Here is a 19,532-nt window from a genome sequence, read left to right on the forward strand (position 1 = left end):
CTGGTTCGGCATCATCAGACGCCTGTCTCCGGGCCGCACACGCACCCGGGTTCTCACCTCGCCCACGGCGACGCCGACCACAGTACCGACGCACGAAAGGCCGCGAGTGCATCCCCAGTACCCCGAACGCCCGATCCGACACAGCCGAGCGCCACTCGACACAGCATGAACACGGGATCTGCGACGAGGTCGAACAGGTCGCCGAACGTGCGACGGAGCCGTTGACTTACTGGACTGTCCCGACGAGGCCGCTCGAGCACTCGACGACGTGGGTCCTCGCCTGTCGAGTGCTCGATCGGGCGCAAGCGCGCGGCGCGTACCACCTGGGTGAGGTTGGGCAATGCCCGAGCTGAAGCGGCTGCATGCTGGCCATGCCCTGGCAGTCTTAGCCTTCGAGTTGGCGGATCGAGCCCACTTCGCTGACGGGAACGGTGATCGCCACCCGGCTCCGGGCGGGCCTGGCTTGGCTGGACGCCTGCGGCCATACCGGAGCTAATCGATTCCCGGGTGTACTTGCCGTCGGCGCGCGGCGGGTTGGTTCCAGGCCGGTAGCGGGGTGCGCGCAGCCCGCCACCGCTGGTGCAGCGGTGGCGGGCTGGTTTTCGTGCTACTCGGGTGTGCCCTTTGGTACTACTCGGGTGTTCCCGAGGGCTTGTCAGCGCGAGTCGCGGTCAGCTGTGGTTCTTCTTGCCCGGAAGCGCGACGGGTGCCGAGGTGGTGGTGTGCACCTGGCCGGGGTGGACCTGGATGCGCTTAGCGTGCGCTTCCTTTGGCTTGGGCACGGTGATCAGCAGGACGCCGTCCTGGGCCGAGGCGTCGATCGCCTCTGTCGTGACGTTGCCGGGCAGGGTGATCGAGCGAAGGAACGGCCCGAAGCGGCGCTCGGCGCGGTGCACCGTCTGCTCCGAGGAGTCCTCGGCGTGGTGCCGCTCGCCCCGGATCGTCATCACACCGGACTGGCAGGTGAGCTCCAGCTCGTCGATCCCGACGCCGGGAAGCTCGACCGTCACCAGATAGGCGTCCTTGCTCTCGGCGATGTCGACCGCCGGCACCCACGCGTTGTTGCTGGGACCCTCGTATGCGTGGCCGAACCTCAGGCCGCGCGCCTGGCGCAGCATCTCCTCCTGCGCATCGCGCAGATCTTCGAACAAGTCAGTCAGAACCGTCATGCAGTTCTCCTTTTGTCTGGCCGGGCCGGCGGCCCGGAGGCCCGACAGTAAATGACTAAGTGAACGGCATTCGCTTCCGAGCTACAATGTTTACACTACAGTGAACGCCGTTCACAGTCAAACGGGACATGAGGGGTCGAATATGGTGCAGCCGCGACAGGGCGGCACAGAGGGCGCGGAGAGTGCGGACGGCGCGGGCTCACGCCCGCTGTGGTTCATCCCGCCGGCCGGCCAGGAAGCCCAGCGCAGGGTGTTGACCCGCGAACGCGTCGTCGTCGAGGCCCTGGCGATCATCGCGGAGCACGGCGTAGACGCGTTGAGCATGCGCGCCCTGGCCACGCGTCTAGGAGTGGTTCCCGGGGCGCTGTACCGCCACGTGCTCAACAAGGAACAACTTCACGACCTCGTGCTCGACGGGGTGCTGGCCGAGGTTGACACGCGGATCGAGAAGCGCCTGACCTGGATCGAGCAGATCACGGTGCTCGCCCACCGGCTGCGCGCGGTCCTGGAGGCGCATCCCGGCATCGCGGGGCTGCTCAAGACCCGCGACCCGCTCGGACCGCACTCCCTCGCGCTGGCCGAGGCGTTCCTGGCGTCCCTGAGCGGAGCCGGTTTGCCGCCGCGCCAAGCAGGCCTGGCCTACTCCCTGATCTACGGTCACATCCTCGGGTTCGCCTTGGACGGTCCCAGCAGCGTGAACGAACAGCGCGTGCGCGACACCGCGACCAGGGCCGAACTGCACACCTTCCTGCGCGCCCTGCCGCCCGACCGCTTTCCCACCCTGGTCGCCCTCGGCGAGCACGTGTGGGTCGACAACCGCGACGAACGCTTCACCACCGGCCTGGATACGATCCTGCACGGCCTCGAAACCACGTGGCCCCCGACCGGCGACGCTGCCGCCTGACAAACTCAGCACTGAACGGGGACTGTCCCCGTACTGAGCGGGGACTGCCGCCGCCTTCCACGACGCAGCACCGCCTGACCCCCGGTGGCGAAGCGGCACCTGAGCGTGGGTCGGGTAGCCCGCCTCAGGTGCTGCGGGCGGCGGCAGAGGGAGCGGCCTCGGTCGCGGCAGCAGAGGACAGGACGGCTGTGGCTCGTAGTTGGGCCAGCCGTCGTTTTGCGGGCAGCAGGACGAGTGCGAGCAGCACGCCGACGCCGAACAGGGCTGCGGCGACGCCGAACGCGAGCGTGTAGCCGTGCGTGGCGGCGGCCGCTGCCACCGCTCGCGACGGGGTCGGGTGGGCTGCGAGGTAGCGGGCCGTCGCGGTGAGTGCGACCGTGCTCAGCGCGGCGGTGCCGATGGATCCGCCGACCTGCTGCATCGTGTTGACCAGCGCGGAGGCGACGCCGGAGTCCTGGGGGCGTACGCCGGCCGTGGCGGTGTTGATGGCCGGAGCGATGATCATGCCGAAGCCTAAACCCATGACCACCAGCGAGGGCAGGACGCCTGAGACGTAGCCGGAAGTCGCGGTGAGCCGCGTGAGATATGCCATCGCGCCGCCGCCGAGGAGCATGCCGGTGGCGATCAGCGTGCGTGGCCCGAGCCGCGGAAGCAGGAAGATACTGGAGGTGTTGGAGGCGGCCAGGATGCACGCGATCATCGGCAGGAAGGCCAGACCGGTGCCCACCGGCGTGTAGCCCTTGACCGTCTGCAGGTAGTAGGTCAGGAACAGGAACACGCCGAAGATCGCGATGCCGGCCACGCCGACGGCGACGTACGCACCGCCGCGGGTGCGGTCCAGGATCACCGGCAGCGGCAGCAGCGGATGGCGCACGCGCCGCTCGGCGGCGGCGAACCCGGCAAGCAGTGCCAGGCCGGCGGCCAGTGACCCGAGGGTGAGCGCGGCGCTCCAGCCGGCGGTCTCGGCGTGGGAGAAGCCGAACACGATACAGAACAGCCCGGTGCAGGCCAGCAGCGTGCCGGCCCAGTCCATGCGCGGCCGCCTCGCGGGGCGGGGAGTGTGCATGTAGACCAGCGCGCCGGCTACGGCGATTGCGGCGAAAATCAGGTTGACGTACAGCGTCCAGCGCCAGTTCAGGTACTCGGTGAGGACTCCGCCGAGGATGAGGCCGACGGCTCCGCCGCCGCCGGCCACGGATCCGAACACCCCGAACGCCCGGCCCCGCTCGCGCGGCTCGCGAAACGTGCTGACCAGGGTGCCCAGAGCCGCGGGGGCCAGGATCGCGCCGAACGCGCCCTGCAGGGTGCGGGCCGTGACCAGCATCCCGAAGGAGGCGGAGGCTCCGCCCAGGGCCGAGGCCCCCGCGAAGCCGATCAGACCCGTGATGAACACGGCCTTGCGGCTGAACATGTCGCCGATGCGCCCGCCGAGCAGCAGCAGGCTGCCGAAGGCCAGCGCGTACGCGGTCACCACCCACTGCCGGTCGCCGTCGGCGAACCCCAGGTCGCGTTGGGCGGAGGGCAGCGCGATGTTCACGATGGTCGAGTCGAGCACCACCATCAGTTGGGCGATGGCCACGATCATCAGGACCAGCCATCGGTGCTCCGCGTGCGGATCTGGCGGATCTGTCTGAGTCGACTTCGGGGCGTTGACGGTGCGTCGTGCCATCACGGGTCCTCTTCCCGAGAATGCGGCGGCACGCGCCGACGGGCGGGCGGCGCAGGCCACGAGCAATCAAGCCCCGTACATCCAGCGAGCGACCGGTCGGCAGCGCCGACGACAGCGGCCCGATGGCGATGAGCGGGGGCGGCATCAGGGCGAACTCCCGGCCGGCGAACGCCGGTCAAGTCCGCGCAGCGCCGCCGAGGTCTGGAACAACGCGCGTTCACTAGGCCGTGCACGGTGGAATGAGATTCCCCGCAGGGCCGGAAACCCCAGCATACGCCTCCGCTGCCGCGGAGATCAGACACGACAGTTGCCCGCCGCCGCCGGGCCCCGTCATGTCGACAGCGGCTGGGCCTGCCCGTCCCCGGCGACGTCTTGCACCATTCTGATCAAGCCCTCAAGCTGATCGATGACGTGGCTGAACAAGTCGGCGGTGCGCTCATCGCGAACCAGCGAGAACGCGAAGTGCACATCCATATCCGCCTGGAACAATCGTTCCGCGATCGCATCGGCGATCCTGACATCATCCTGTGGCACCGAGCCCGCCATATCCCGCACTCCTGTGGGCAGCTCGCCGGAAAGACTCGCGTGCAGATAGCTGCCGGGGGCCGGAGCAGTTGCGCTGCGGCACCAAGCCTACCCTGCATGTAACCGCCGTCGTCGAAACCGACCGCACCTGGCTCCGGCGCCGTGTGACTCCGGGGCGCCAGGCACCCCTATTCATCGCTGCCCGCCGGCGCGCCCGCACCGACGTCCTGGTCTGCACACTGCCCTGCCGCCTCACCACCCGATAGTCGGCTCGGCGGGCAGCGGGCATCTCGCTGTCGGGTTTCACGCGTGCATGGCTGCGAGTAGTGTCGAGCTCGCCCCAGGCACCCCGGACCTCGGCGCCGTGATTCGCGGCGCGCAGGTCGCGTCACCAAGTCGGCCTGACTCTCCGGTGGTCGTGCCTGGTCGGCTACGCACTCGGTGCTCCCGCTCCCGGAAGCGTGAGGCAGTGCGCCCTTGCCCCATCCTGGCCGAGGACGCGAGGCTCATCGCGCCAAGCGCCGCGAGGAGGCACACGACGGCAGGCAAGGCTAAGGTGCAGGTACGCCGGTTCCACCTGGTCCGCGGCCGTCTGGCGCCGGGCCACGCGCAGCCAACAACCCGGATGGTGCGAATTCCATGAGCCAGGCCACGGTACGGGCAGCCGACGCCTTGGTGATCTTCGGGATCACCGGGGACCTAGCCCGCAAGATGACATTTCATGCGCTCTACCGCCTGGAGGCGGCCGGGCGGCTGGACTGCCCGATCATGGGGGTGGCGCGCGAGGACTGGTCGGATGACCACCTGCGTGGTGCGGTGAAGGATGCTGTGGGGGCGGCCGAGCAGGCGGTGGACCAGGCGGCGTTGGAGCGACTGGGCGCACGTCTCAGCTACCTGCGTGGTGACTTCGCCGATCCGGCCCTTTACCAGGAGCTGGCCGACAGGCTCAAGGGCGCGTCCACACCGCTGTTCTATCTGGAGATCCCGCCCGCGCTGTTCGCCCCCGTGACGGTGGCGCTTGGCCGAGCGGATCTGACCGCGCGCGGCCGGGTGATGGTCGAGAAGCCGTTCGGCCACGACCTGGCGTCGGCGCAGGCCTTGAACGGCGAGCTGCACCAGGTGCTCGGCGAGGAGCAGATCCTGCGCATCGACCACTTCCTGGGCAAGCAGCCCGTCCTGGACATCCTCTACCTGCGCTTCGCCAACGCGCTGCTCGAGCCGGTGTGGAATCGCGACCACGTGGCCGCCGTGCAGGTCACGCTGGCCGAGGACTTCGGGGTCGAGGACCGGGGCGCCTTCTATGACCCGGTGGGAGCGCTGCGGGACGTAGTGCAGAACCATCTGTTACAGGTGCTGGCCCTGATCGCCATGGAAGCGCCGCCCGGGTCCGGACCCGGAGGGCTGTGGGACCAGAGGGCCGAGGTGTTCCGCGCCATGGCGCAGGTCGACCCGGCCAGGTGCGTCCGTGGCCAGTACGAGGGCTATACGAAGATCCCCGGAGTCGCGGACGGCTCCGAGACCGAGACGTACGTGGCACTGCGCCTGGCGGTGGACAGCGGGCGCTGGGCCGGCGTTCCGTTCTTCATCCGGGCCGGCAAGGCGCTCGCCGCCAAGGCGACCGAAGTCAGGGTGATCTTCAAGCGCCCGCCCCGCCTGGCCTTCCTGGACGAGCCGCACCATACGGACCCGAACCAGCTGGTGCTGCGGATCGACCCGGATCCGAGCTTGCGGCTTGCCATGCTGTCCAAGGGGCCGGAGGGCACGTCGTCCAGAGACGTGCACCTCGACCTGCCCTTCGCCGCGGAACTCGGCAAGCCGCCCGAGCCGTATGAGCGCCTTCTCCACGACGCGCTGGTCGGCGATCGGTCTTTGTTCACCCGGGAGGACTCCGTGGAGGAGACCTGGCGCATCCTCCAGCCGCTGCTCGACCATCCCCCCGCCGTTGTCCCCTACGCGCCCGGATCGTGGGGGCCTCCCCAGGCGAACGAACTGCTGAAGGGCCATTCGCCCTGGCAACCGCCTTGGCTTCCTGTCTCGGGGGTAAGCGGGAATTGACCGGGCCCACGGCAGAGCCACACGGACACCCGGCGCGGCGATTACCAGCGAAGGAGAACAGGCGATGACGACAGACAAGCCGATGCAGTTGGGCATGGTCGGACTCGGGCGAATGGGCGCGAACATCGTCCGGCGTCTGATGCGCGACGGCCACACCTGCGTGGTCTTCGACGTGAACCCCGAGGTGGTCAAGGCGCTGGAGAGCGAAGGCGCCACCGGGGCGAGCTCGGTGGAGGACTTCGTCCAGAAGCTGACCGCGCCCCGGGCCGCGTGGGTGATGGTGCCCGCCGGTGAGCTGACCGAAAAGGCCATCGAAGACCTGGCCTCGCACATGGCCGCCGGGGACACGATCATCGACGGCGGGAACTCCTACTACCGCGACGACATCCGCCGGGCCGCCGCCCTGGCCGGCCGGGGCATCCACCTGGTCGACTGCGGGACGAGCGGCGGGGTGTGGGGCCTCGAGCGCGGCTACTGCCTGATGATCGGGGGCGACCCCGCCGTCGTCGAGCGCCTGGGCCCGCTCTTCGCGACCATCGCCCCCGGTGTCGACAGCGCCCCCCGGACCCCGGGACGCACCGGGCAACCCGATCCGGCTGAGCAGGGGTTCCTGCACTGCGGCCCGAACGGCGCCGGACACTTCGTGAAGATGATCCACAACGGCATCGAGTACGGGATGATGGCCTCGCTGGCCGAGGGTCTCAATATCCTGCGCAACGCCGACGCCGGCGCGCGTAGCGCCGAGGCCGACGCCGAGACCGCGCCCATGGAAGAGCCCGAGTTCTACCAGTTCGACATCGACACGGCCGCGGTGAGCGAAGTCTGGCGCCGCGGCAGCGTCGTCGGGTCCTGGCTGTTGGATCTGACCGCGGCCGCCCTGTTCCGGTCCCCCGACCTCAAAGAGTTCGCCGGACGCGTGTCGGATTCGGGGGAAGGCCGGTGGACCTCGATCGCGGCCATCGACGAAGGCGTGCCCGCCCCGGTACTCACCAGCGCCCTGTATTCGCGGTTCGCCTCTCGGGGGCTGGACGACTTCGCCGACAAGGCCCTGTCCGCTATGCGCAAGGGTTTCGGCGGCCACGACGAGAAGAAGATCTGATTCGACCGTCGAAAGGCAGCCATGCGCATCGTACGAGCGCTGATCAACGGTCCGGCTCGCGAGGCTGACAGCGTCGGGCGACACGGCCGTCACCGTGCGGGATGGCGCCGGCCGTGAGCGAGGCGGTCTCCCTCGGGCCGCCCGCCCCCGCCGACGGCGCCCGGGTGATCCGCCTGTCCGAACTGTTGCGCCGCCCGCTCGCCGATCGGGGCGGCGAGTCGCTGGGCCGGGTCACGGACGTGATCGTGCGGCTGCGGGGCGCCGACTACCCGCCGGTGATCGGGCTGGTCGCGAAGGTCAACCGTCGGCAGGTGTTCATCCCGATCGCTCAGGCGGCGTCCTTCGACGGTGCGGTGCTGAAACTGGCCAGCGCGAAGGTGGACCTGCGGCACTTCGAGCGGCGCGACGGGGAGGTACTGCTGCGCGCCGACGTGCTGGGCCACCGGCTGATCGACGTGCACGCGGTCCGCTTCGTGCGGGCCCGCGACCTGGATCTGGCGCAGTACGGCGACGGTTGGGTGCTGCGCAGCGTGGACGTGCGCCGGCCCGGCAGGCTCGGGTCGGCCCTCGGCCGACGCCATGCCGGGCGCACCTCGCTGGACTGGGCCGTGTTCGAGCCGTTGATCGGCCACACCCTCAGCGCGTCCGCGCGCGGATCGGCGGCCCGGATCGGCCGGCTGAAGCCGGCGCAGATCGCCGATCTGCTCGAGAACGCCTCGAAGCAGGAGCAGCAGGAGATCCTCGACCACGTCCACGCGGACCCGGAGTTGGAGGCGGACGTCTTCGAGGAGTTGGCCGAGGACCGCGCCGCGCGGCTGCTCGACGCGCGCACCGACGGCGAGATCGCCGCGGTATTGGCCCGGATGCGGGCGGACGACGCCGCCGACGCGATCGGCGAGCTGCCCCAGCGTCGGCGCCAGCCGGTCCTGGACCTGCTGCCGGCCGGGCAGCGAACCAAGGTGCTGACGTTGATGGGGTTCAACCCGGGCAGTGCCGGCGGCCTGATGGGCGTGGACTTCATCGCCATGCCCGCCGCCACCTCCGTCGGCCAAGCGCTGTCCGCGGTGCGGGCGGCTCGCACACTCCAACCCGAGGCGCTGACCTCCGTCCAAGTCCTGGACGAGAGCGGCCGCCTGCGGGGCGTGGCCACCCTGGTCGCCCTCGTTCAGGCAGAGCCGAACGCATCCCTGGCCGAGGTCTGCGACACGGATCCGGTCCGGGTGGGACCCGACACGGACATGGTGGACGTGGCGGTGCTGATGGCCGATCACAACCTGATCACCGTCCCCGTTGTGGACGGCGGCGATCACCCGCTCGGCGTGATCACGGTCGACGACATCCTGGAAGCGACCTTGCCACAGGACTGGCGCCGCCGGGAACCCGCCCCGCCACCCAGTGCCGGTCACCCGGCTGACGTGCGGGGCTCCGCGATTCCGCCGGCTGCGCGCGAGGGCCGGGACGGGACACCCAGTGAACCAGGACCCTGAGGCGTCAGTCGGCCCGGGCCCGCCTCCGCGGCCCGGCCCCGAGCCCCCGGTCCACTCGGGCGGCGGTCAGGACGGCGTCAAGCCCGAGCGCGCCATGCCCGCCACGGCGGTGCTCGATACGGCGCACCTAGGCGACATCGAGGGCGCGCTCGGGCGCATCCGCGTGGACGATCTGGACACCGGTCGCACCCTGAGGCGCCGTCTGCTCACCTTCCTGGCGATCGTCGGCCCCGGGTTGATCGTCATGGTGGGTGACAACGACGCGGGCGGGGTGTCCACCTACGCCCAGGCCGGCCAGAACTACGGTTACAGCCTGCTGTGGGTGCTGGTGCTGCTGATCCCGGTGCTGATCGTCAACCAGGAGATGGTGGTGCGGCTCGGCGCCGTCACCGGCGTCGGCCACGCCCGCCTGATCTTCGAGCGGTTCGGGCGGTTCTGGGGCGCGTTCAGCGTCGGCGACCTGTTCCTGCTCAACTTCCTGACGATCGTCACCGAGTTCATCGGCGTCTCGCTCGCGCTGGCCTACTTCGGGGTCAGCCGCTATATCGCGGTGCCCATCTCGGCCCTCCTGCTGGTGGGGATCACGGCGAGCGGGAGCTTCCGTCGCTGGGAACGCGCCATGCTCGGCTTCATCGCCGCCAGCCTGATCCTGCTCCCGCTCGCGCTGCTCTCCCATCCGCGCTACGGCTTGGCGGGGTACCACCTGCTGGTCCCCGGGGTGCAGGGCGGCGTCTCCTCGGACGCGGTGCTGCTGATCATCGCGATCGTCGGGACCACGGTCGCGCCGTGGCAGTTGTTCTTCCAGCAGTCCAACGTCATCGACAAGCGGATCACGCCCCGGTTCATGGGCTACGAGCGCGCCGACACGGTCCTGGGCTCGTTCGTCGTGGTCCTCGGCGCCGTCGCGATCATCGTGGTCGCGGACTTCGCCGCTGGCGGGACCGGCGCGGTAGGGCACTTCACCGACGCACTCGGCATGGCGAACCTGCTCGGCGATCACAGCCGCGTGCTCGGCGCCCTGTTCGCCATCGTGCTGCTGGACGCGAGCATCATCGGTGCCGCCGCCGTGACCCTGGCCACCAGCTACACCTTCGGGGACGTGTTCGGCGTCAAGCACTCGCTGCACCGCAGCCTGCGCGAGGCCAAGCAGTTCTACGCCAGCTACACGGCGTTCGTGCTCGTAGCCGCGGCGGTCGTGATGATTCCCGGCGCGCCCCTCGGCCTGATCACCACCAGCGTCCAAGCGCTCGCCGGGCTGCTGCTGCCCAGCGCCAGCGTGTTCCTGCTGCTGCTGTGCAACGACGCCGAGGTGCTCGGCCCCTGGACCAACCCGCGCTGGCTCAACACGCTGGCGACCGTGATCATCGCGGTGCTGCTCGTACTGTCCGGGATCCTGGTGATCACCACCCTGTTCACCGGCATCGACACGACCCGGGTGGCGCTCTGGCTCGGCGGCGCCATGGCAGGCGGGCTCCTCGCCGCCGCGGTCGCACTCCGGGTCGCCCGTCACCGCCGCGCCCCTCACGCCCCCGCCGCACCCGCGAGCAGGAGCCAGCGAGCCACGTGGCGCATGCCGCCGGTGGCGATGCTCAAACCCGTCGCCTGGTCGCCCGGCACCAAGCTCGGCATGAGCGCGCTGCGTGGCTACCTGGCCATCGCCGGAATCCTGCTCATCGTCAAAGCCGTCCAGCTCAGCGGGCACTGACGCAGAACCCTTCCGTGGTCCGAGCCCGATCCTCTTTCAGGCAGGCAGGCCCCTCTCGGCCGCACGTCGTCTTGCCGGTCGATGAGCAGCGAGGATCGCCCGCGGGAGTCATCCCACGGCAACGGCATCCACTCGCGCAGGCACCAGGCGCTCTCGGGCGCGCCGGACGGGTGTCGGCATAGGCTGGGCGGGTGAACAGCCTCGATGGGTTCGACGACGCGGTGCTGGCCCGGGTTGACGCGGTCGGCGCCCGTGCCGTGGAAGAGGGTCAAGCGCCCGGCGTGGTTGCGGCGGTGGCCCGGGGTGAGAGCGTGCATGTCGCGACGGCGGGGGTGATGGCGGTCGGCGGGGCGTCGATGCGGCGCGACACGTTGTTTCGGATTTCGTCGATGACCAAGCCGATGACGGCGGCGGTCGTGCTCTCTCTGGTCGATGACGGCATGTTGGAGCTGAACGGGCCGGTCGAAGAACTGCTGCCCGAATTGGCCGACCGTCGGGTGCTGGAGCGCCCGGACGGGCCGCTTGGACAGACGGTCCCCGCTGTGCGCTCGATCACGGTGCGCGACCTGCTCACATTTACCTGGGGATTCGGGATGCAGGGCGCGATGTTCATGGCGGCGCAGCCGTGGCCGATCGTCACCGCGGCGACGCAGCGCCGGCTGGCGACCTTCGGGCCGCCGCAGCCCGCATCCATGCCAGATCCGGACACGTGGATGGCCCGGCTTGGCGAGCTGCCGCTGCTGGCCCAACCCGGCGAACGGTGGCTCTACCAGTCCGGTTCGCAGGTGCTCGGAGTGCTGGCGGCTCGCGCGGCCAGCGCTCCGTTCGAGGACGTCCTGCGTGAGCGGGTGCTCGGCCCGCTCGGCATGAAGGACACCGCATTCCACGCGACTGTCACCTCTCGGCTCTCCACGGCGTATGAGAACCATGACGGCCGGCTCGTCGTGAGCGACCCGCAGGACGGACAGTGGTCACGCCCGCCGGCCTTCCCCGACGGCAGTGGCGGACTGGTGTCCTCGGTCGACGACGTGGTCGCGTTCGGGCGGATGCTGATGCGCGGGGGTAGCCCCGTGCTGACCTCGGCAACGGTCGCCGAGATGACGCGCGATCAACTGACCGCTCCGCAGCGAGCGAACGTGTGGCCCGGTTTCAGTTTCCTCGACAACCGCGGCTGGGGCTACGGGCTCTCAGTACTCGACGACGGCCGCTACACCTGGGAGGGCGGGCTCGGGACAGCATGGTCGAACGTGCCCTCACAAGATCTCACCGTCGCGGTTCTGACCCAACGCGCCGCCGACGACACCGGAATGCCAGCCGTATGCGACCAGGTCCTGGCCGCCGCCCGCAGCACATGATCGCGCTACGCCGTGTCGGTAGGCGCAACTCGCTGTGCGTGAAGACCGATGCGGGCACGCGCCGTCGGCCTTTCGCGCCGCCACAGATGAACAAGAACGTGTCGGCCGGGGTATCACAGGGTGCTGAGTGGGTTTGGCCAGTCTTGGTGGGAGCGCTGTGGTATGCGGCCAGCCGGGGTGTCCGGCTGGCCGCACCTACCGCCTGCGCGGGCCGTGCGCGTGGTTGTGGCGGCTAGCTCGGTTAGCTCACTGGGCGTAGATGGGTCCGGTGGTCTCGGTGCACTTGATCTCGGTGTGGGCGGTGTTGTAGTAGTAGCAGCCGGCGCCGGGTGTGCTGGTGTACCCGGCCGGGCTGAACAGCAGGACGTTGTCGTTCACGCCCCAGGTGCCGCTGAAGATCCCGTAGACCGCGCCGGTGGAGGTGCTGGAGCTCGCGTAGTGGTCGTACGAGCTGCCGAACGCGTAGGCGTTGGAGCTGCCCCACTGGAACAGCACGGTGGTGCCCTGCATGCGCAGCACGATGTTGCAGCTGACCGTGGCGGACCAGCTGATCTCTCCGTTGGAGAAGTTGTCGTTCACGTACGGGTAGCTCACCGTGCAGCTGTAGGCGATGTTGGGCGTGACCACGCCGGGCCGCGCGATCGGGGCGAACAGCACGGTCCCGGCGGGGACCGCCGTGCTCGAGCCCTGGTGGGTGCCGGAGGCTGCAAGGTCGCCGGTGACGGTGCTGTCCGGCTGGGTGGCGGTGGCGGTGGCGGGGTGCGCGGTAGCCGCGGCCGCCGGGGACGCAGCGACCGCGGACGCTGCCAGAGCGCACGCCGCGGCGAGGGCTATGACGGCGAGGCGAGGTCGTGTGGCAAGGGTCATGACGTCGGGTCCTATCGTGCGGGCGGGTGATCAGTGATCACGGATCACCCGCGGCTGCGAACAGTGTCATGGTTCTGCCGTGCCGGAAGCTTCCGTCCTTCTTTGTAGACGTGTTGTAGAACCCTGTCAAACGCCCGAGAATCGAACCGATCGCGGCGTATGGGCGAACTGTGCGGCTGGGCACCGGATGTCCTGCGTTCTCGGTCGGCTCGGCCGTGCAGCAGCGCCGCCTTTCCCTGACCGGTGACGGGATCCCCGGCGACGATCGCGACCGAGGTGGGGCGGCGGGTTCGCGTGGCGGTGAGGACCTGCGACTCGTTTCGGGCATCGCAGTGCGCTCCTCGCGCGGCCCGTCGCGGAGGTGGGTCGCCGACGTCGACGGCGCGGGCCGCACATTCGACCGCCCTCGGCGCTACGACCAGGAGGTTCCCGGCACATTGAACGAAACGCCGGCGGGCGTACGTACCCATAAGCGGAGTTCGACGTCGGCGGGCTTCGCCCGGCACCGGCCCGGGTCCCGCGGGAGACGGCATTTGAAGCCCGCGGGATAAGGCTTTTTCGACCACGCCGCGCGATGTCTCGCTACGATCGGTGTTACGGTCCGATGCTGGGAGTATCCGCCATGGTTGTCGGAAACCGCGCCCTGATTGTGGGACGGGACGCGCAACTGGCCGCCCTGAACCGCCTCGTGGACCGCGCCACCAAAGGGCGTGGCGGACTGGCCTGGATCGAGGGCGAACCAGGCATCGGCAAAACCGCACTCGCGGACGCCGTAGCCGCTCGCGCCGAGGCCGCGGGGCACCGGGTGTTGCGCGGCAGCGGCGACGAACTGATGGAACCCTTCCCCCTGCGCCTGATGGCCGAATGCCTCCAGATCTCCGCCCGCTCACCCGATCCCGCGGTCGCGGAGATCACAGCCCTGCTGCGCGGCGGCGACGACCAACTGGGAGCCGCGGGCCCCGTGCTGGCCGCCGCGGAACGGATGCTGGAACTGGTGGACCGGCTGTGCACCGCCTCCCCGGTCACCCTGATCGTGGAAGACCTACACTGCGCCGACGAACACAGCCTCCTGCTCTGGGGCCGGCTCGCCCGCGCAATAGACCAGATCCCGCTCCTTCTCGTCGGCGCCACGCGGTCTCTGCCCCGGCGGCACGCCGTGGACCGGCTCCGCGATCTGGCGGAGAAGCGCGAGGGGACGGTGGTGGACCTGCCGCCGCTGAATCCGTGCGAGGTGGCCGAACTCGCCGGCCGGATCGCAGGCGGCGCACCAGGCACCCGGCTGGCGGCCGAGCTCGAGTGCGCCGGCGGCAACCCGCTCTACGTACGTGAGCTGATGGACCGCCTCATCGGCGGTGCCTTGGTGAAGGCGGAGCAGGGTGTGGCCGAACTGCACGGCGACGCGGGGGCCATGCCCACCTCGCTCGCCGTGGTGATCAACAGGCGCCTCGGCTTCCTGACCGAGCCGACCCGCCGGGCGCTGCGCGTCGCGGCGCTGCTCGGCAACGAAGTCGATGTCGGAGACTGGGCACTGGTGGCCGGCCGGCCGATCCTGGAAATGGCCGACGTCGCCGCGGAGGCGATGGCCGGTGGCGTGCTCAGCGACGTCGGCGGGCGGCTGCGCTTCCGCCACGAGCTGATCCGCCAAGCGCTCGTCGAACAGACACCGAAGACCATGCGTAGCGCGCTGCACAGATACATCGCCCAAAGCCTGGCCGAGACCGGGCGCGGCGTCGACGCGGTGGCCCCGCACCTGCTCGCGGTGCGCGACGTCTCCGGCGACTGGGAGCTGGCCTGGCTGCTCCGCGTCGGCGAACCCGCCCTCTACGCGGCGCTTCCGGTCGCCGCCGAGCTGCTGGAACGCGCGGTCGGCTCGATCGAGCCCGCCGATCCGCGGTGGATCGCGCTGGCGACCCGCCTGGCGCAGGTGCTGTTCTGGCTCGGCCGCGACGCGTCGGCGTACGGGCTCGCCCGCGATATCGCGCAGCACGCCGACGACCCCGTCCTGGTCTGCCGGATGCGCATCCAGATGATCCGGCTCGCCGGGCGGCTCGGCCGGTTCCACGAAGTGCTGCCGCTGACCATTCAGCCGGAGGACGACGCGATCCCGCTGCTCTGGCGGTCCCGGCTGGCCGCCTGGTCCGCGCTCATCCTGCTCTACTCGGGGCGGCAGGAGGAGAGCCTGGCCACCGCCCGCGCCGCGCTCGACCTCGCCGTGGCCTCCGGCGATCCCCTCTCCACGGCGACCGCGTACCACGCCGCGATCGTCTGCGGAGACCCGGCCGACCGGGCCGCCCACATGGCCGACGCGCTCGCCGCGCTCACCAGCCGGGACCTGGAGTCGATGGATCTGCGGATGATGCTGCTGGCGAACAACATCACGCTGCAACAGGACCTGGGCCGGGCCGACGCGTGTGAGGAGGCGCTGGCCGAGGCGCTGCGGCTGGGCGAGCGCAGCGGGAGCTTCCGGGCCGCGTCGATCCAGGCCGGGGCCGTCGGCGTGTCCTACCAGCACGGCCGGTTCGACGACGCGCTGGTGCACATCGAGGGAATCGATGCGGAGACCTTCGACAACGAGGAGATGCTCCAGGTCCACGGCGACGCCGCGATGATCGCGCTGCACCGCGAGGATCGCGACGCCGCGGACGCGCGCCTGCGTATCGCGATCGGTTCCGAACCGCTCGACCCCGAGCATCCGCCCGCACCGAGCTATCCGCTGACCGAGGCGCTGGCTATGCGCGCCGAGGTGGACGGCGACCCGCGGCTCGCCTGCGCGCTGATGACCCCGTGGCTGGACGCGCCGCTCGGACTGCGCCGCCAGGAGCGCCACGACGACCTGCCTTACCTGGTCTCGCTGGCCCTGGAAGTCGGCGAAGACGAGACCGTGGCCCGCGCCGTGCGCCTGGCCGAGAAGGACACCGCCGAGGACCCGTCGCCGAGCCGCTCCTGCGCCGCCCGCTGCTGCCGCGCGCTGGTCGACGACGATGTGGACGAACTGCTTGCGCTGGCCGAGGAGTTCCGCGGCTACCGGTGGACCATGAAGGCGGCATTCGCCTTCGAACAAGCGGCGGTCCGCCTGGCGAAGGCGGGCCAGACCGTGCGCGCCCGCGCGGCGCTCAACGACGCGGTACGGCTCTACTCGGACACCGGCGCGACCTGGAACATCAAGCGGGCCGACGCGCGACTGCGACCGTACGGCGTGCGCCGCGGCCCGCGCAGCGTCCACCGCCGCGCCACGGTCGGCTGGGAGGCGTTGACGCCCAGCGAGCACGCGATCGCCCAACTGGTCGCCCGCGGACGCTCGAACCCTGATATAGCCGCGGAACTCTTCCTGTCCCGCCGCACCGTGCAGACCCACGTCTCCCGCATCCTGGCGAAGCTCCAGATGCAGTCCCGAATGGACGTGATCCGGGCCGCCGCCGAACACGGTGCGCTGCGCCCGACGGGCACCGCAGGAGCTTGATTCCCCACAGGAGGATCGCGCACGACGAGCTGCTGGACGCCTGGAGCCCGCTGCGGGAACCGCAAGACACTGCGCGGCAGCGTGCCCTCGGTCCTCGCCGACATCGACTGACACGCAGCAAGGCCGACGATGCGAGCCGGGCATCCGCCCCGGCCGATCGGTCCGCCTGCTGAGGGCTTATGCGATCCCGGTGCCAGCGACGGACGGGCGACCGGCTTCAGTGACTGTCAGCGAGCCGAGCTCCTCAAGGGAGCGGGCCGACGCCGAGCCCGGCTCGGCGTGGTAGATCGCCAGGATCTGGCCGCCGGAGTCGGCGAGCGGCAGTTTCTCCCGGCGCAGCTCGAGCATGCCGACCTTCGGGTGGCGCAGCCGCATTGAGCCTCCGGCCAGCGGGGCGACGTCATGGCGGGCCCATAGCCGCCGGAACGGTTCGCTGCCCAGTGACAGCTCGCCGATCAGCTGGACGATCCGCGGGTCGTCGACATCGCTGCCCACGGATGCGCGGAACCCGGCGACCAAGCCTCTGGCGGCCTGTTCCCAGTCCCAGCAGAGCTCCTGCTCGTCGGGGTCGAGGAAGATCGCGCGCAGCCGGTTGACACCCGGCCGGATGTTCGGCGACACGGCGGTGGCCAGCCGGTTCGCGGCGAGCACGTCGAACATCCGGCTCTCCACGAACGCCGGCAGGTTGATCACGTCGAGTAGTTGCCGGATCCCGGCCGGGACCACCTCGCGGCGTGGCCGGCGGGGCGTGGCCGGGCGGGCGGCCGACAGGCTCAGCAGGTGCGCGGTGGCGGCCTGATCCAGCCGCAGAACCCGCGCCAGGGCCTCGAGCACCTGCGGAGACGGATTGCGGTCGCGGCCCTGCTCCAGCCGGAGGTAGTAGTCGGCGCTGATACCGGCCAGCGTCGCGACCTCCTCGCGGCGCAGCCCCGGAGTACGGCGCACGCCCACGACCGGCAGTCCCACCTCCGCCGGGTCGATCAGCTCGCGGCGCGCCCGAAGGTACTCCCCCAGCGCATTCGGCCTGCTCATATCTCCGATCGTACGAGCTCGGCAGCGCACGTGCCTGGTCCCGTCACTCCCAGGAAGAACGGGGCACAGGCTATGTCCGCGAGCGCCCGATACCGTCAGATCGCCGCCGGAGATTCCGGCGAGCGGGAAGGAACGTATGGCAGACAACGAGCTTCCCGGCGGCGCCTACCGCGTCGGCGACCTCACCGTCACCCGGTTCGGCTACGGCGCCATGCAGCTGGCCGGACCCGGCGTCTTCGGGCCGCCGAAAGACCGCCGCGCCGCGATCGAAGTCCTGCGCACCGCCGTCGAGCTGGGCATTCGGCACATCGACACGGCTGACTTCTACGGCCCGCACGTGACCAACGAGCTCATCCGCGAGGCGCTCGCGCCGTACCCGGACGACCTGCGCATCGTCACCAAGGTCGGCGCCCGCCGCGACGGGCAGGGCGCGTGGCTCCACGCCCGCACCCCGGCCGAGCTGGTGCAGCAGGTCCACGACAACCTCCGACGCCTCGGTCTCGAAGCCCTGGACGTGGTGAACCTGCGGGTCGGCGGCTTCGACTCGCCCGAACCGGGCTCGATCGCCGAGCCGTTTGGCGCGCTCGCGGAACTGCGCGAGCAGGGGCTGATCCGGCACCTCGGACTGAGCACGATCAACGCGGACCAGCTCGCCGAAGCACAGTCGATCGCCCCGGTGGTGTGCGTGCAGAACTTCTACAACATCGCTAACCGGCAGGACGATGCCCTGCTCGACAGCACGGCGCGACAGGACATCGCGTACGTGCCGTATTTCCCGCTCGGCGGCATGTCGCCGCTTCAGTCGGACGCCTTGCACCGGATCGCCGTGCAGCTCGAGGCCACACCGCTGTCCGTGGCACTGGCCTGGCTGCTGCAACGCTCGCCGAACCTGCTGCTCATCCCCGGCACGTCCTCGGTAGCGCACCTGCGCGAGAACATCGCCGGCGCCGCCGTGGAGCTGCCCGCCGACGCACTCGCCGAGCTGGACGCCATCGGTGGTGGATCGTAACTTTCGAGCACAGTCGAACACGTGTCTCGACGACACGAACCGGCCCACGACGCCGGGCGCACGGCTGCAGATCTGGGGCTGCACCGGCGGCTCTGACCAGCAGTGGAACCTGTCCTCGCCGCTAACTGTCAGCGTGAATCGCCCCTCGTCCCGGTGCCCGACCAACCGCCAGCCGCCGCCATTGACAGAGCACTAAGAAACCTGTCCTATGTACTGGGTTCGGCCACAAGTTCGAACCCGTACTCCGGGCCGGTCGGCCGGGGTAGGTATCCACCAAGGGGGGCCATGAACATCGCGCGCAAGGCCAGTCTCGCCATGCTCGCCGCTACGTCGATCGCGGCGGCGGGAATTTCCTCGGCCGAGGCCTCGACCGGTCCGCGCCCTGCCGCGACCGCCGCCGCGCTCTATTCCGTCACCGATCTGGGCACCCTCGGGACCGGGAACCTGAGCGTGGCCAACGCGATCAACAACGCCGGCGTGGTCGTCGGCTACACCGAACCGACCCCCGGCCTGCCGCACGCCTTCCGCTGGTCCGGGGGCACAATGACCGACCTGGGCATTGAGCCGGGCGGCGACAGCAGCGTGGCGAACGCGATCAACGACGCCGGGCAGGTCGCCGGGACCGCGGACCGGCATTCCGGCGGGTACGGCTACCCGGTGCGCTGGAGCGCCGCCGGCACGCTGACCGATCTCGGCGGCACGATCACCAACGAACTGGGCGTCGGCAACGCGATCGACCCGGCCGGCCAGGTGGCCGGCGGACAGCGCCCGGCCGACTCCGAGGGCAGCCCGATCGCGGAGCTGTACGACACCAACGGCACAGCGACCTACCTGGGCAACCCGCCCGACAGCCTCAACGCCGCGACCGGGATCAACGCGGTGGACCAAGTGGTCGGCAGTCCCGCGTTCGTCTGGAAATCCGGCACGCTGACCATGCTGCCTGCAGCGGCCGGCGCCCCGGCGGGCGACGCAGGCGCCACCGCGATCAACATCTCCGGACAGATCGTCGGCTGGTCCGGCATCGCGGGCAGCTCCGGCGCGCAGCACGCGGCGCTGTGGTCCGGCGGCACGGTCACCGACCTGGGCACCATCGACTCCATCGCCTACAACCAGGCCAACGCGATCAACGCGGCCGGGCAGATCGTCGGCACCGCCGACCCCCACTGCGTACCGTGCGCGAACCCGGTGGCCTGGCT

Annotated in this window: 15 protein-coding genes and 1 pseudogene; 11 read left to right on the forward strand and 5 right to left on the reverse strand. The window is 70.4% G+C overall.

From position 1 onward, the window contains the following. Nucleotides 1-340: 340 nt before the first annotated feature. Nucleotides 341-439 (forward strand): annotated as a pseudogene (locus tag VGZ32_RS28550) (GNAT family N-acetyltransferase); the annotation flags it as partial. Between the two features lie 232 nt (nt 440-671). On the opposite strand, the gene VGZ32_RS01945 reads toward VGZ32_RS28550, so the two are convergent. Continuing rightward, nucleotides 672-1,169 carry an Hsp20/alpha crystallin family protein gene (locus tag VGZ32_RS01945; RefSeq protein ID WP_326884020.1) on the reverse strand — a complete coding sequence of 166 codons (498 nt, stop codon included), beginning with the start codon at nt 1,167-1,169 and terminating at the stop codon, nt 672-674. Between the two features lie 142 nt (nt 1,170-1,311). On the opposite strand from VGZ32_RS01945, the gene VGZ32_RS01950 reads away from it, so the two are divergent. Beyond that, nucleotides 1,312-2,073 (forward strand): TetR/AcrR family transcriptional regulator, encoded by a 762-nt coding sequence (locus tag VGZ32_RS01950; protein ID WP_326884021.1) that lies wholly within the window; start codon nt 1,312-1,314, stop codon nt 2,071-2,073. Nucleotides 2,074-2,197: 124 nt separating this feature from the next. On the opposite strand, the gene VGZ32_RS01955 is transcribed toward VGZ32_RS01950, so the two are convergent. Both VGZ32_RS01955 and VGZ32_RS01960 read right to left on the reverse strand, forming a co-directional pair. After that, nucleotides 2,198-3,742 (reverse strand): MFS transporter, encoded by a 1,545-nt coding sequence (locus VGZ32_RS01955; protein ID WP_326884022.1) that lies wholly within the window; start codon nt 3,740-3,742, stop codon nt 2,198-2,200. Between the two features lie 330 nt (nt 3,743-4,072). Next, nucleotides 4,073-4,288 carry a hypothetical protein gene (locus VGZ32_RS01960; protein WP_326884023.1) on the reverse strand — a complete coding sequence of 72 codons (216 nt, stop codon included), beginning with the start codon at nt 4,286-4,288 and terminating at the stop codon, nt 4,073-4,075. A gap of 618 nt (nt 4,289-4,906) precedes the next feature. Between VGZ32_RS01960 and VGZ32_RS01965 the strand changes: the two genes are divergently transcribed. The 5 genes from VGZ32_RS01965 to VGZ32_RS01985 all read left to right on the forward strand — a co-directional run bounded on the left by VGZ32_RS01965 (nt 4,907) and on the right by VGZ32_RS01985 (nt 11,968). Continuing rightward, nucleotides 4,907-6,322 (forward strand): glucose-6-phosphate dehydrogenase, encoded by a 1,416-nt coding sequence (locus VGZ32_RS01965; RefSeq protein ID WP_326884024.1) that lies wholly within the window; start codon nt 4,907-4,909, stop codon nt 6,320-6,322. A gap of 82 nt (nt 6,323-6,404) precedes the next feature. Continuing rightward, nucleotides 6,405-7,421, forward strand: coding sequence for a phosphogluconate dehydrogenase (NAD(+)-dependent, decarboxylating) (gene gnd, locus VGZ32_RS01970; RefSeq protein ID WP_349263448.1), 1,017 nt, complete (start codon nt 6,405-6,407; stop codon nt 7,419-7,421). Between the two features lie 101 nt (nt 7,422-7,522). Further along, nucleotides 7,523-8,908, forward strand: coding sequence for a magnesium transporter MgtE N-terminal domain-containing protein (locus VGZ32_RS01975; RefSeq protein ID WP_414642450.1), 1,386 nt, complete (start codon nt 7,523-7,525; stop codon nt 8,906-8,908). Nucleotides 8,909-9,002: 94 nt separating this feature from the next. Beyond that, complete coding sequence (locus VGZ32_RS01980) at nt 9,003-10,613, forward strand: NRAMP family divalent metal transporter (protein WP_349263449.1); 1,611 nt, start codon at nt 9,003-9,005, stop codon at nt 10,611-10,613. Nucleotides 10,614-10,804: 191 nt separating this feature from the next. After that, nucleotides 10,805-11,968, forward strand: coding sequence for a serine hydrolase domain-containing protein (locus VGZ32_RS01985; RefSeq protein WP_326884030.1), 1,164 nt, complete (start codon nt 10,805-10,807; stop codon nt 11,966-11,968). Between the two features lie 246 nt (nt 11,969-12,214). On the opposite strand, the gene VGZ32_RS01990 is transcribed toward VGZ32_RS01985, so the two are convergent. Further along, a complete protein-coding gene (locus VGZ32_RS01990; protein ID WP_326884031.1) occupies nt 12,215-12,835 on the reverse strand; it encodes a hypothetical protein in 621 nt (206 codons plus the stop codon). A gap of 622 nt (nt 12,836-13,457) precedes the next feature. On the opposite strand from VGZ32_RS01990, the gene VGZ32_RS01995 reads away from it, so the two are divergent. Further along, nucleotides 13,458-16,295, forward strand: coding sequence for an ATP-binding protein (locus VGZ32_RS01995; protein ID WP_326884032.1), 2,838 nt, complete (start codon nt 13,458-13,460; stop codon nt 16,293-16,295). 177 nt (nt 16,296-16,472) lie between these two features. Here the strand turns inward: VGZ32_RS01995 and VGZ32_RS02000 are convergent, their stop codons facing one another. Next, nucleotides 16,473-17,327, reverse strand: a complete 855-nt coding sequence (locus VGZ32_RS02000; RefSeq protein ID WP_326884033.1) for a helix-turn-helix transcriptional regulator — start codon at nt 17,325-17,327, stop codon at nt 16,473-16,475. Between the two features lie 136 nt (nt 17,328-17,463). Here VGZ32_RS02000 and VGZ32_RS02005 point away from each other — a divergent pair, with 136 nt between their 5' ends. The 3 genes from VGZ32_RS02005 to VGZ32_RS02010 all read left to right on the forward strand — a co-directional run. Continuing rightward, nucleotides 17,464-18,336 carry an oxidoreductase gene (locus VGZ32_RS02005; RefSeq protein WP_326884034.1) on the forward strand — a complete coding sequence of 291 codons (873 nt, stop codon included), beginning with the start codon at nt 17,464-17,466 and terminating at the stop codon, nt 18,334-18,336. Further along, nucleotides 18,326-18,532 (forward strand): ricin-type beta-trefoil lectin domain protein, encoded by a 207-nt coding sequence (locus VGZ32_RS28975; RefSeq protein WP_414642452.1) that lies wholly within the window; start codon nt 18,326-18,328, stop codon nt 18,530-18,532. The genes VGZ32_RS02005 and VGZ32_RS28975 overlap by 11 nt, the downstream gene beginning before the upstream one ends. A gap of 89 nt (nt 18,533-18,621) precedes the next feature. Then, nucleotides 18,622-19,532 (forward strand): hypothetical protein (locus tag VGZ32_RS02010; RefSeq protein ID WP_326884035.1); only part of this gene is annotated, 911 nt, incomplete at its 3' end.

This window comes from Actinocrinis sp. (genome assembly GCF_035938995.1).
In the GTDB taxonomy this organism is placed as follows: domain Bacteria; phylum Actinomycetota; class Actinomycetes; order Streptomycetales; family Catenulisporaceae; genus DASZGI01.